Here is a 12,778-nt window from a genome sequence, read left to right as displayed (position 1 = left end):
TCCACCGGTTGGACCGCGCCAGCTTGCCTGGCGCACAAGCAATCCAGACTGCCGCGCCGAAAGATGCTGGATTGCTTCGCGGCGCTCGCAATGACGGCGGAGCCACCACACGGACATCGCTGCGCAAAGTTTCACGCATCACAAAGAAGTTTTGTCCGAAACCACTTCGCGAACCCTCCCGTAGTTCGGTCCAACGACGGCGCTGCCGCCTCACCTCAAGCGTCGCAGATGCCGTTGTTGCTCCAACTCGAACGCCGGCAATCGCCGGTCACAATCCAATCGGGAGACTCTTCCATGTCGAAGCGCATTACCTATCTCACTGCTGCAGCCTTCAGCGCGCTGGCTATCACCGCGACCGTCGTCGGGCCCGTTCGCGCCGAGGAAAAGACCGTCATGGTGGGCGGCGCCGCGATGTTCCCCTCGAAGAACATCGTCCAGAACGCGGTCAAATCGAAAGACCACACCACGCTGGTGGCGGCGGTGAAGGCAGCCGGCCTCGTGCCAACGCTGGAGAGCAAGGGCCCGTTCACGGTGTTCGCGCAGACCAACGCCGCCTTCGGAAAGCTGCCGGCCGGCACCGTCGACACCCTGGTCAAGCCTGAGAACAAGGCGACGTTGACCAAGATCCTGACCTACCATGTCGTGCCCGGCAAGCTCGAGGCCTCCGACCTCACCGAAGGCAAGAAGCTGAAGACCGCCGAGGGCGAGGAACTGACGGTCAAGAAGATGGACGGCAAGACCTGGATCGTCGACGCCAAGGGTGGCACCTCGATGGTGACGATCTCCAATGTCAACCAGTCGAACGGCGTCATCCATGTGGTCGACACCGTGCTGATGCCAGCGTCGTAACACCGCGCAGTCCCGTTTCATCCCCCGGGCAGGAGGCGACGAAACGGCGAGCCGAGGGCACCCCGGGGTTGATTTTTTGGAACTGCGATAGCCTTCCGGCATCGATTCGATGCCGGAAGGGCGTAACGAAAGCGGAAGCATCGGCGTATATTTGGCGTCAGACCATCCCAAGGACGGAACCGTCATGTCGAGCCTCACAGTCACCGACGAGCAGGTCAGCGCCACACCGGCCAAAGTGATCCAGCCGGCCTGGGTCCGGGTCATGCACTGGATCAACGCCCTCGCCATGATCCTGATGATCCTGTCGGGCTGGCAGATCTACAACGCTTCGCCGCTGTTCGATTTCCGCTTCCCCCGCGATATCACGCTCGGCGGCTGGCTTGCCGGCGGCCTGCTCTGGCATTTCGCCGCGATGTGGCTGTTGATGGTCAATGGCCTCGCTTATCTCATCACCGGTTTTGCCACCGGCCGCTTCCGGAAAAAGCTGCTGCCGATCACGCCGTCGGGCGTGATCCACGACGTCAGGGCGGCGCTGACCTTCAAGCTCGGCCATGACGACCTCACCGTCTACAATTACGTGCAGCGCCTGCTCTATGCCGGCATCATCGTGGTCGGGGTGCTGATCGTGCTGTCGGGCCTGGCGATATGGAAACCGGTACAGCTCTATTATCTGGTGATGCTGTTCGGCGACTATCCGACCGCGCGCTACGTCCACTTCTTCTGCATGGCCGCGATCTGCGCCTTCCTCGTCGTCCACGTCGCGCTCGCGCTGCTGGTGCCGAAGAGCCTGCGCGCGATGATCATCGGCCGCTGAGAGGGAGGAAGACATCATGGCCAAGCGTTCATTCCTGATCCCCGGCGTCGACAAGCGATTGCTGATCAAGGACTCCATCAAGGCGATGCCGGATCTTGCCCGCCGCCGTTTCATCACGGGCGGTGCCAGCCTGGGCGCGCTGACGCTGCTCACCGGCTGTGACGTGATCGACAGCTCGTCCGCCGAGGAGATGTTGAAATCCGTCTCGAAGTTCAACGACGCCGTGCAGGCGTTCATCTTCAATCCCGACGCGCTGGCGCCGACCTTCCCCGAGAGCGCGATCACAAAGCCATTTCCCTTCAACGCGTATTACGATCTCGACGACGCGCCGGATGTCGACGGCGACGACTGGAAGCTCGAAGTGCGCGGCCTCGTCGACAACAAGAAGTCCTGGACGCTCGCCGAACTCTACAAGCTCCCGCAGGTGACCCAGATCACCCGCCACATCTGCGTCGAGGGCTGGAGCGCGATCGGCAGCTGGACCGGCACGCCGCTGCGCGACTTCCTCAAGCTGGTCGGCGCCGACACGCGCGCGAAATATGTCTGGTTCCAGTGCGCCGACAAGGACGGCTACAATTCGCCTTTGGACATGCGCAGCGCGCTGCATCCGCAGACGCAGATGACGTTCAAATACGCGGACGACATCCTGCCGCGCGCCTACGGCTTCCCGATGAAGATCCGCGTGCCGACCAAGCTCGGCTTCAAGAACCCGAAATACGTGGTGTCGATGGAAGTCACCAACGACTACAAGGGCGGCTACTGGGAAGACCAGGGATATAATTCGTTTAGCGGGAGTTGATCGTCGTCCTGGACAAGCGAAGCGGAGCGCAGATCCAGGACCCATTACCGCAGGGTCCGGTTTGACGAAGGCTGGCGATCGCGAGCCGTCGCCAAATTAATCCTTGGGTAATGGGTCCTGGCTTTCGCCAGGACGACCTGGTTATGAAGGCCGCACCTTCCGCTGGCACAACGCGGCCATCGCGCCGAGCGCCAGCAATGCCGCCGACACATTCAGCGCATAACTCAGGCTCCCCAGCGCATCCGTGATGGCACCGACCACGATCGGACCGAGCGTCTGGCCGATGCCGAACGAAATCGTCATCGCCGCGATCGCGCTTGGCCATACCTCGTGCGGATAGTTGAAGCGCACGAAAGCGGTGGTCGAGCCAACCACCGCAAAGAAGGCGACGCCGAACACAACCGCGGAGATCGACAGCCACGCCGTCGAATGTCCGAAGATTGGAAGCGACGCGCCGAGCGCGTTGGTGCCAAGGATGATGGCGGTCGCAAGTCCGCCGCGGTCGAGCGCGAGGACGCGGCGCCAGACCCAGGGCGTCACGAAAGCACTCATGCCGATCAGGCTCCAGAATGCAGCCTGCGCCGCGGCACCGCCGCCGCCGTCGCGCACATAGGCGATCATGAAGGTCATGTAGGCGATGTAGCCAGCGCCGAAGAGGAAGTAGGCGGCGAGATAGACCTGCACGGGCAGGATTTCGAACGAGGCGTGACCTGCCTCGGTGAACCGCGCCTTGCTCTTGATGCGGACCAGAAACAGGGGGATCGTCATTGCCGCCGAAAGCAGGGCCATGGCCCACCACACGATCCACCACGAGCCCGGCCCGAAATGCGCGAGCGTGTAGGGCGCGATCAGGCCCGAGGCGAGAATGCCGATGCCGGGCCCGGCATAGAACAGGCTGAGCAGGAAATTGGCGCGCTCGGGGCGCGACTGCGCCACCATCGCAGCCAGCGCGCCGCCGGCGATAAAGCCGGCCGCGGCGCCGACGCCGAGCACCAGCCGCGCCAGGCTGAGCGCGAAGAAATTCCCGGTGAGCGCGCAGAGCGCGAGCGCGGCGACGCAGGCCACGGTTCCGCCGCGGATCGCGGCCGACCAGCCCACCAGCCGGATCAGCCGCGACGCCATCAGCGCACCCGCGAGGTAGCCGACGGCGTTGATGGTGTTCATGAAACCGGCCGCCGAGTAGGACCAGCCGAGGTCATCCCGCATGTCCGGCAGCACCAGCGCATAGGCGAAACGGCCGATGCCGAGCCCGACCGTCGCAGCCAGCGACAAGGTCAGGATCAGCCGCACGGGGTGCGCGTCGGGTGGCGGGCGGCGGTCTTGAGCAAGGTAGTCTTGGGCGTGCAAGGGGTACTCCGGCAAGAGGATTGTGGCAGGCCTTGCCCGCCTTGCACAGCGGCGAAGCGGCAATGGTGTCTTGCCAAGCGCGCAACGCCGCTCTAGCACTCCGGCCGGCCGTCATTCCGGGGCGCGCCCCCTTTGGCGCGAGCCCGGAATCCATTCCGCCACTTGTTGCGTGGCCTGATGGATTCTCTGATGCGCAATTGCGCATCAGAGCTCGCGCGCGTTGCTCGCGCCCCGGAATGACGAGAGAGGATTGAGAAGGATCTGACCATGGCGACCCACAAACTGCTGCTGCTCCCCGGCGATGGTATCGGCCCCGAGGTGATGGGCGAGGTGAAGCAGCTGATCGACTGGCTCAGTTCGGCCGGAATCGCCAAATTCGAGACCGACAGCGGCCTGGTCGGCGGCTCCGCCTATGACGCGCACAAGGTGTCGATCTCCGAGGGCGATATGGTCAAGGCCAAGGACGCCGACGCGATCATTTTTGGCGCGGTCGGCGGCCCGAAATGGGATGCGGTACCTTATGACGTCCGTCCCGAAGCCGGCCTGTTGCGGCTGCGCAAGGATCTCGGCCTGTTCGCAAACTTGCGTCCCGCCGTGTGCTATCCGGCGCTCGCGGATGCCTCGAGCCTGAAGCGCGAGGCGGTCGAAGGACTCGATATCGTCATCGTGCGCGAGCTCACCGGCGGCGTCTATTTCGGCGAGCCCAAGACCATCACCGATCTCGGCAACGGCCAGAAGCGCGCTATCGATACCCAGGTCTACGACACCTACGAGATCGAGCGCATCGCCCGCGTCGCCTTCGAGCTTGCGAAGAAGCGCAAGAACAAGGTGACGTCGATGGAGAAGCGCAACGTCATGAAGTCTGGCGTGCTCTGGAACGAGGTCGTGACGCAGGTCCACAAGCGCGAATACCCCGACGTCACGCTCGAGCATCAGCTCGCCGATTCCGGCGGCATGATGCTGGTGAAATGGCCGAAGCAGTTCGACGTCATCGTCACCGACAATCTGTTCGGCGACATGCTGTCCGACATCGCTGCCATGCTGACCGGCTCGCTCGGCATGCTGCCCTCGGCCTCGCTTGGCGAGGTCGACGCCAAGAGCAGGAAGGGCAAGGCGCTGTACGAGCCCGTGCACGGATCGGCGCCGGACATCGCAGGCCAAGGCCTCGCCAATCCGATCGCGATGATCTCGTCCTTCGGCATGGCGCTGCGCTATTCCTTCGACATGGGCGCGCTCGCCGACAAGCTGGACGCTGCGATCGCAGCAGTACTCGCCAGCGGCCTGCGCACCGCCGACATCAAGTCGGAAGGAACGACCGCCGCCTCGACCACGCAGATGGGCGAAGCGATTCTGAAGGAATTGCAGAAGCTGCACGCGTAAGGCTTGCACAGCAACTGTAGGGTGGGCAAAGCGCAAGCTTGCCCACCTCTGCGATCGCGATAGCTGAGAGATGGTGGGCACGGCGCAAGAGCGCCTTTGCCCACCCTACAGATCCTCAAAACAAAATGGCCGGGCGTGAGCCTGGCCATTTTCGATCCCGTCAGTCGTGTCCGCCTCAGTATAGCGGGAAAGTCTGCGGATAGCCGCCGACATCGGCGGGCGGCGAAAGCGGCTGGCGGTCGATCGGACGGTTGAGGTTTTCGCGGGCGAAGGTCGGATAGCCCACGGCCGGCGGGAAGGCATAGTCGGTGAACTTGCGGTCGCCCGGATTGACCTCGGTGCCGCCGTCGAGCCAGGAGCGCTTGCTCACATAGAGGCGGGTGCGTCCCTGCTGATAGACCGCGTTGGGGCCGCTCGGTCCGTAATAGGGTCGGCCGCGATCGTCATAGCGCTTGATCTTGGTGTCGGCCGAGGCCGGCGTCGCGAAACCCATGGCAGAAGACATGGCAATGACGGCCGCCGCCGCAAGCCAGATCGCCAATTTGTTCGCGGCAGAGAATTTCGAGCTCATCACGTCCCCTTCAGGCGGCAAGCCGCCAATCGATTTCGCCCCATACTAGCCCGGCCGGGGCGGCCGCAACTAGGTCTATTGGGTCACACCAACCCGGAATAATCGTGCGCCCAGGCAAAAGTTGCATGGAAACCAGCCACTTGAGCGGTTCACTTGGGTGGTCATTTGAGTTTGATGCCGGTCAGAGCGCCCCGCGCAATTGCGCGTTCGCAGCGCCCAGCAGCCAGTCCGACGAAGCTACGGGGTCACACCCTCTGCGCTTGAGCTCGGCATGGGCGAACAATTCTGCCAGCTTCGGCTCCTTGCCCGAGGTCAACAGCATCAGCCGGTTCAGCGTGCAGGCGATCGCCGCGCGCCGGGCAGGCTCGGTCTCACCCTGGCAGGAGAAGCCGGAGATCTGGAGCGCGGGGTCCTCGTTGCGCTTGAGGTAGGCGAGGCAAGTCCCCTTCGCCGCGGCGCTGGGACGGAGCAGCGCAACTGGTCCGAATTTCGTATCGATCAGTCCGGCTTGCTCGAGTGGTGCCTCGCCAAGCCGTATCTGGACAAGGCCCATCTGCATGGCCAAATCGGCGGCGGCCGGACGCGCCAGGTCGAATTCGCCGCCCGGCCGGTAGATTTCGAGTTCGGCGAGCGGCCGGTCCACTTCACCGCTCCAGCGCAGCACGTCCCTGCGGCCACCCTCTGGGTGCCTGAAGACGGTATAAGATATTGTTTTGTCTGACGGATCGAACCCGCTCATCGCGAACGCCGGATGCGAGCGGTCGGCGATGCTCCAGCCCGGGTTCATCGCCGGCCCGCCATCTTGGAGGCTTGGCAACTGGCCGAGCGCCGCAAGCCCAAGGATGGCAAACAGCACCAGAACCCCCACATAGGCGAACAGGCGCGCCAGCGTGCCGACGACTTCGTCGGCGAAGTTGGCGAGCGCCAGATGGATCTGGGTGGGAGTTGCGGCCGTACTGGCCTCAGGCGACTGCATCCACTGCCTTCAGGCATGATCCAACGTTGTCTTGAGGCCGGTTCTCGCATAGAAGCGCTGCACTTCCTGTTTAAGCGTCAGCTTCAGGAAAGGGCTTTTTCGTCGGAGAGTGAAGGATGGGTTACAAAGTCGCAGTCGTCGGCGCGACCGGCAATGTCGGGCGGGAAATGCTCAACATCCTCGATGAGCGCAAATTCCCTGCGGACGAGGTCGTGGCATTGGCCTCACGCCGCAGCGTCGGCGTCGAGGTCTCCTATGGCGACCGCACCCTGAAGGTCAAAGCGCTCGAGCATTACGACTTCTCCGACGTCGATATCTGCCTGATGTCGGCGGGCGGTGAGGTGTCGAAGGAATGGTCGCCGAAGATCGGCGCCGCCGGCACGGTCGTGATCGACAATTCCTCCGCCTGGCGCATGGACCCGGACGTTCCGCTGATCGTGCCGGAAGTGAACGCCGACGCCGCCAAGGACTTTGGCAAGAAGAACATCATCGCCAACCCGAACTGCTCGACCGCGCAGCTCGTGGTCGCGCTCAAGCCGCTGCACGACAAGGCCACCATCAAGCGCGTCGTGGTCTCGACCTACCAATCGGTGTCGGGCGCCGGCAAGGATGCGATGGACGAATTGTTCTCGCAGACCAAGGCCGTCTACACCAATCAGGAGCTGGTCAGTAAGAAATTCCCCAAGCGCATCGCCTTCAACGTCATCCCCCACATCGACATCTTCATGGAGGACGGCTACACCAAGGAAGAGTGGAAGATGATGATGGAGACCAAGAAGATTCTTGATCCCAAGATCAAGCTCTCCGCGACCTGCGTGCGCGTGCCGGTGTTCGTCGGCCACTCCGAGGCCGTCAACATCGAGTTCGAGAATCCGATCACTGCCGACGAAGCCCGCGACATCCTGCGCAAGGCGCCCGGCTGTCTCGTCATCGACAAGCAGGAGCCCGGCGGCTACGCCACGCCGTATGAAGCCGCCGGCGAGGACGCGACTTACATCAGCCGGATCCGCGAAGATGCGACGGTCGAAAATGGTCTCGTGCTTTGGTGCGTGTCGGACAACTTACGCAAGGGCGCTGCATTGAACGCGATCCAGATCGCGGAAGTCCTGATCAACCGCAAGCTGATCAGCGCGAAGAAGAAGGCGGCGTAAGACGAGCTGCCGTACGGTGGGTTACGCCAGCGGACTGCCCTTCGCGCAACCGCAAGGCTAACCCACCCTACGAACCGATCAACCGCAAGCTGATCAGCGCCAAGAAGGCGGCGTAGGACGAGGCGAATAGGGGGTAGCGAATAGCGAATGAGGTAACGTCTCTATTCCCTACCTCGCTATTCACCATTCGCCCTCTTGAATTCCTTCGCAACCTGATCCAGCACGAACAGCGATCCCTCCGCGACGCCGAAATAGGCGCCGTGGAGCTGCATCTGGCCGGCATCGACCGCCTTGCGCACGAACGGGAAGGTCATCAGGTTTTCGAGGCTGCGAAACACCGCGGCCTTCTCGATGCGCTCGACGAACTGCGCCATGGTCTCGTGTTCGCGCTGCTCCACCACCTCACCCGGCTTGATGAACATCTGCATCCATTTGCCGATGAAATCGCCGGGGGTAAGCGGCTCGATCTTGTCGACGAAGGCGCGGATGCCACCGCATTGCGCATGCCCGAGCACCACGATGTGTTTTGTGCGCAGCACCTTGACCGCGTATTCCAGCGCCGCCGAGACGCCATGTGCGTTGCCGTCGGGCTGATACACCGGCACCAGATTGGCGATGTTGCGGACGACAAAGAGCTCGCCCGGACCGACGTCGAAGATCACCTCGGGCGAGACGCGCGAGTCGCAGCAGCCGATCACCATCACTTCCGGCGATTGCCCCTTCACCGACAGGTCGCGGTACCGGGTCTGCTCGGTCGGCAGCCGCTGGGTCGCGAAGGCCTTGTAGCCTTCCAGCAAGCGCTGAGGGAATGCGGTCATGGCCTATGCCTAATCATATACCGCAAAGGCGAACAAGCCTTTCGAATGGGCAGGCCCGATGCTATCGGCTTTGGCCTATTTTTGCTTGAGCATGATCTTTTCGGAAAACCGCCGCACACTTTTCCGGATCATGCACTAGAATTCGCCCGAGGAAACCGGAAGGAACGCTTGCATGACCCGCCCGCGCCGCAGCCATCTGTTCATGCCCGGCTCCAACCCCCGTGCGCTGGAAAAGGCGCGTAATCTGGCGGCCGACGGCCTGATCCTGGATCTGGAGGATTCCGTTGCTCCCGACGCCAAGGCCGCGGCGCGCGACGGCATCGCCGCCGCCATCGCCGCCAAGGGGTACGGCAAGCGCGAGGTTTTAATCCGGACCAACGGCCTGGATTCGCCCTGGTGGGCCGATGACGTTGCGATGGCCGCAAAGGCCTCGCCGGACGGCATCCTGGTTCCAAAAGTCTCCAGCGCCGACGACCTCGACACGATCGGCCGCCAGCTCGCCGAGCTTGGCGCTGCGCCGACCGTGAAGGTCTGGGCCATGATCGAGACCGCGCGCGCGGTGTTGCATGCCGAGGAACTGTCCGCCGCCTCGCGCGATCCGAAGACGCGCCTGTCCGGTTTCGTGTTCGGGCCGAACGACATTTCGCGGGAGACGCGGATCAGGATGCTGCCCGGCCGCGCAGCGATGATCCCGATGATCACGCACTGCATCCTGGCGACGCGCGCCTATGGCCTCGAGATCCTCGACGGGCCCTATAGCGACATCAACAACTTCGATGGCTTCGCCACCGAATGCGCGCAGGGGCGCGATCTCGGCTTCGACGGCAAGACGCTGATCCATCCGTCACAGATCGAGGCCTGCAACGCGATCTTCACGCCACCGGACGAGGAGGTCGCGCGCGCCCGAAAAATCATCGCGGCGTTCGAATTGCCGGAAAACGTCTCGCGCGGCGCGATCCGGCTCGACGGCGCGATGGTGGAGCGTCTGCACGCCGACATGGCGCGCCGCACGATCGAGATCGCGGACGCGATCGCCGCGATGAGCAAGGGCTAGAGGTGCCTCCGTCGCGCTCCGTGCTGCTGGATCTCGACGGAACGCTGGTTGATTCGCAGCCTGGCATTGCCGCAAGCTGCTCGGCCGCACTGCGTGCACTCGGGCACGACCCCGGCGAAGCACTCGACATCAAGGGCTTCATCGGGCCACCGCTCAAAGACGTGTTGCGGGCGTTGCTCAGGGTATACGGAGACGACCGGCTCGATGAAGCCGTGGCGGCTTATCGCCAGCATTACGGCGAGAGCGGACTGCTCGGAAGCGAGCTCTATCCCGAAATCAGCGTGGCGATCGAGGAGATGCGGCGCGCCGGACTGCGAGTCTATGTGGCCACATCGAAGCGCGAAGTCTTTGCGCGGCGAATTATCGAGAACCTGAATTTGGCGGCGCACTTCGACGGCATTCACGGCTCGGTGCCAGGCGGCAGACTGGATCATAAACCAGAGCTGCTCGCTCATCTCCTATCTAAACAGGATATCTGTGCTTCGCAGAGCCTGATGGTCGGGGATCGCCAGCACGACATCGCTGGGGCTCACGCGGTGGGCATGCGCGGCCTTGGCGTGCTGTGGGGATACGGCAGCCGAGACGAACTCGAAGCGGCCAGCGCAGACCAATTGGTGGAACGGCCCGCGGATCTCGCGCGCGTGGTTTTGTCGATGCTGAGCGGCTAGCCCCGTTTCGAGCCGCACTCGCGTCAGCGCGGTGCGAGATCGGCGCGATCGAGCGACTCCAGGGTCGACGCATTGGCGCAATAGCCGTGGTAATTCTCCGCGGCAGAACCGTCGACGAGATCGCGATCGCATTGAGCCTTGTGTCTGCACAATGCGCAGACCCGCTCCATGTCGCGCAGCAGCAGCGGCTGCGCGCGGCCGAACCCTTCCGCGCTGATGCCGAGCTGCTCCAGCATCTTTGGCAGCTCGTCGGCGGCGTGGCGGCCGTGACGAACCAGTTCCTCCAAATCGTCCGGAGCAATCCTGAGATCACTCGCGATCCGGTCGAAATCGGCGCGGTCGAGCTGCCGAAGCTCATTCAGTTCGCGGCGATGTTTCAGCCAGCCGGCGAAGGATTCGATGAGGTCCTGAACCACGGGATAGGGTCTGTTCGCGGTACTCATGCGAGGCTCCATTGGGCTCGTCCAGTTGGAGCCGAATAGAGCACAATGGTGCATATGTACGTTGCGTTGGATCAAATGCAGCACTCGTGTCCGGGACGGCTGCAGCGTAAGAGAGCTACGCGAATTTCTCCGCGGCCCACGCATACAGGCTGCCCGGGATCGGTGGCTGGCCGCCGCGGCCTTTTGGCGAGATGTGGAGACCGATGATCTCGGGATTGGTGAGGAGACCGAGATAGCTCGATGGCTCGAAGAAAAGCTTCGGCTCGGCATGCACGGCATAGAATGACTGCTTCGGCAGAGCGTTCTGCAATTCGCCGGTGCGGCGAGCGAGCGCGGTGAGCGCCGCGGGCCCGAAGATCGCAACGCGAATGTCCGAGAGACGGTTGGAGCCGCCGCGCAGCCGCCGTATCGCAAAGATGAGGCGATGGCGCAGCGACAGCCAGTTCGGCGTCAGCTCCTCCTGCGCCATCAGCTCCTCGAAGGCGGCAACGATGCCGTGCTCGGGCGGCAGATAGATCACGGAGTTGCCGAGCTGGCGCGGCCGCTCCCAGGCGAAATAAGGCTTTGCCGGATCGATCATTGCGGGCTTCAGCAGCAGCACGTCGGCATCGAGCCAGAGGCCGCGGCCCTTCGCCATCAGCTTCATGCGGAAGAAGTCGCTGAACTGAAGTGTGGTCCAGTCGCGCCAGCTTCCGTCCGGCTGCGGTGGCCGCAACCGCTCGGAGAAGGCATGCGGCAGGATCGCTTCGGCATCCGCGTTGCCGACGCCGACGGGCAGGCCCGGAATGGTATCGAAGCTGTAGACCGTGACCTTGTGGCCGGCAGCTAACTGCGAACGCAGACAGGTCTGGCGCAGGGCGTCCATCGGGCCATGCCAGAAGGTGACGATGTCAGGCAGCATGCTGGGAAGCTTAGGAGATAATGAGGGCAAAGAAAAAGCCCCGGCGCGCGTCGCACCGGGGCTCCAAACGAGACTTGCGATCAGGCCCAGGCGCGCTCGCTCTTGAGCTTCTCCTCGTAAGTGTCGATCGAGGCCTTCTTCTCCATCGTCAGCCCGATATCGTCGAGACCGTTCATCAGGCAGTGCTTGCGGAACGGATCGATCTCGAACTTGACCTTGCCGCCGTCGGGACCGCGGATCTCCTGGTTCGGCAAGTCGATCGTCAGCGTCGCATTGGCGCCGCGCTCGGCGTCGTCGAACAGCTTGTCGAGGTCTTCTTGGGCAACGCGGATCGGCAGAATGCCGTTCTTGAAGCAGTTGTTGTAGAAGATGTCGCCGAACGAGGTCGAGATCACGCAGCGGATGCCGAAATCGAGCAGCGCCCACGGCGCGTGCTCGCGGCTCGAGCCGCAGCCGAAATTGTCCCCGGCCACCAGCACCTTGGCATTGCGATAGGCCGGCTGGTTGAGGACGAAGTCCGGATTCTCGCTGCCATCGTCCTTATAGCGCTGCTCGGAGAAGAGCCCCTTGCCAAGGCCGGTGCGCTTGATCGTCTTGAGGTACTGCTTCGGAATGATCATGTCGGTGTCGACATTGATGATCTTGAGCGGCGCCGCGACGCCTTCCAGCGTAGTGAACTTGTCCATGGTTGCGCTTCCCGGGGTGGTTCTGGGGAACCGCGTATGTATCGCGATCGGGCCCCGAATCCTAGGCCAAATTCGGCAGATCTGCCTTACCTCTCCCGCTTGCGGGAGAGGTCGGCGCGCCCCGGGCGATGCGCAGCATCGTCCCGCGCGCGCCGGGTGAGGGTTCTCTCCTCTGCGGGAGTCTCATTGCGGAGGCACCCTCTCCCCGACCCTCCCCTGCACGCGCAGGGCTGTCCCGGGAAAATCACACATAGATGAGCTCCAGCTGGTCGAGAGAGAACCTGGGCTTTGGCTTGCTGGGATTGACTGGCGGAGGCTTGT

14 protein-coding genes are annotated in these 12,778 nt (G+C 63.2%); 7 read left to right on the top strand and 7 right to left on the bottom strand.

All coding sequences use genetic code 11. The features are described 5' to 3' along the window. Positions 1-294 precede the first annotated feature (294 nt). The 3 genes from IVA82_RS06285 to IVA82_RS06275 all read left to right on the top strand — a co-directional run bounded on the left by IVA82_RS06285 (position 295) and on the right by IVA82_RS06275 (position 2,462). Entirely contained in the window at positions 295-849 is a 555-nt protein-coding gene (locus IVA82_RS06285) for a fasciclin domain-containing protein (RefSeq protein WP_247386887.1), read from the top strand. Between the two features lie 184 nt (positions 850-1,033). After that, the gene (locus IVA82_RS06280) at positions 1,034-1,663 is read left to right on the top strand and encodes a cytochrome b/b6 domain-containing protein (protein WP_247386886.1); all 630 of its coding nucleotides are present in this window, start codon (positions 1,034-1,036) and stop codon (positions 1,661-1,663) included. Positions 1,664-1,679: 16 nt separating this feature from the next. Next, entirely contained in the window at positions 1,680-2,462 is a 783-nt protein-coding gene (locus IVA82_RS06275) for a molybdopterin-binding protein (RefSeq protein ID WP_247386885.1), read from the top strand. A 141-nt stretch (positions 2,463-2,603) separates the two neighbouring features. On the opposite strand, the gene IVA82_RS06270 is transcribed toward IVA82_RS06275, so the two are convergent. Beyond that, complete coding sequence (locus IVA82_RS06270) at positions 2,604-3,809, bottom strand: YbfB/YjiJ family MFS transporter (protein WP_247386884.1); 1,206 nt, start codon at positions 3,807-3,809, stop codon at positions 2,604-2,606. A gap of 267 nt (positions 3,810-4,076) precedes the next feature. On the opposite strand from IVA82_RS06270, the gene leuB reads away from it, so the two are divergent. Continuing rightward, positions 4,077-5,189, top strand: a complete 1,113-nt coding sequence (leuB, locus tag IVA82_RS06265; protein ID WP_247386883.1) for a 3-isopropylmalate dehydrogenase — start codon at positions 4,077-4,079, stop codon at positions 5,187-5,189. Between the two features lie 175 nt (positions 5,190-5,364). Here leuB and IVA82_RS06260 read toward each other — a convergent pair whose 3' ends face one another. Together IVA82_RS06260 and IVA82_RS06255 are read right to left on the bottom strand one after the other, a co-directional pair. After that, positions 5,365-5,760 carry a hypothetical protein gene (locus IVA82_RS06260; protein WP_247386882.1) on the bottom strand — a complete coding sequence of 132 codons (396 nt, stop codon included), beginning with the start codon at positions 5,758-5,760 and terminating at the stop codon, positions 5,365-5,367. A gap of 181 nt (positions 5,761-5,941) precedes the next feature. Continuing rightward, the gene (locus IVA82_RS06255; protein ID WP_247386881.1) at positions 5,942-6,736 is read right to left on the bottom strand and encodes a hypothetical protein; all 795 of its coding nucleotides are present in this window, start codon (positions 6,734-6,736) and stop codon (positions 5,942-5,944) included. Between the two features lie 116 nt (positions 6,737-6,852). Between IVA82_RS06255 and IVA82_RS06250 the strand changes: the two genes are divergently transcribed. Next, positions 6,853-7,887 (top strand): aspartate-semialdehyde dehydrogenase, encoded by a 1,035-nt coding sequence (locus IVA82_RS06250; RefSeq protein WP_247386880.1) that lies wholly within the window; start codon positions 6,853-6,855, stop codon positions 7,885-7,887. A gap of 176 nt (positions 7,888-8,063) precedes the next feature. Here the strand turns inward: IVA82_RS06250 and IVA82_RS06245 are convergent, their stop codons facing one another. Beyond that, positions 8,064-8,705 (bottom strand): carbonic anhydrase, encoded by a 642-nt coding sequence (locus tag IVA82_RS06245; protein WP_247386879.1) that lies wholly within the window; start codon positions 8,703-8,705, stop codon positions 8,064-8,066. Between the two features lie 172 nt (positions 8,706-8,877). Here IVA82_RS06245 and IVA82_RS06240 point away from each other — a divergent pair, with 172 nt between their 5' ends. Together IVA82_RS06240 and IVA82_RS06235 are read left to right on the top strand one after the other, a co-directional pair. After that, entirely contained in the window at positions 8,878-9,759 is an 882-nt protein-coding gene (locus tag IVA82_RS06240; RefSeq protein ID WP_247386878.1) for a CoA ester lyase, read from the top strand. A 2-nt stretch (positions 9,760-9,761) separates the two neighbouring features. Further along, a complete protein-coding gene (locus IVA82_RS06235; RefSeq protein WP_247386877.1) occupies positions 9,762-10,427 on the top strand; it encodes an HAD hydrolase-like protein in 666 nt (221 codons plus the stop codon). A gap of 23 nt (positions 10,428-10,450) precedes the next feature. On the opposite strand, the gene IVA82_RS06230 is transcribed toward IVA82_RS06235, so the two are convergent. The 3 genes from IVA82_RS06230 to leuD form a co-directional block, all read right to left on the bottom strand. Next, positions 10,451-10,870, bottom strand: coding sequence for a hypothetical protein (locus IVA82_RS06230; protein WP_247386876.1), 420 nt, complete (start codon positions 10,868-10,870; stop codon positions 10,451-10,453). A gap of 115 nt (positions 10,871-10,985) precedes the next feature. Beyond that, on the bottom strand, positions 10,986-11,771 hold the full coding sequence (locus tag IVA82_RS06225; RefSeq protein WP_247386875.1) for a hypothetical protein: 786 nt from the start codon (positions 11,769-11,771) through the stop codon (positions 10,986-10,988). Between the two features lie 80 nt (positions 11,772-11,851). Further along, positions 11,852-12,457, bottom strand: coding sequence for a 3-isopropylmalate dehydratase small subunit (leuD, locus tag IVA82_RS06220; protein ID WP_247386874.1), 606 nt, complete (start codon positions 12,455-12,457; stop codon positions 11,852-11,854). Positions 12,458-12,778: the final 321 nt, after the last annotated feature.

Origin of the sequence: Bradyrhizobium sp. 142 (assembly GCF_023074015.1) — a bacterium.
In the GTDB taxonomy this organism is placed as follows: domain Bacteria; phylum Pseudomonadota; class Alphaproteobacteria; order Rhizobiales; family Xanthobacteraceae; genus Bradyrhizobium.
The sequence above is the reverse complement of the archived record's forward strand: the minus strand, read 5'-3'. Positions and strand labels throughout refer to the sequence as shown.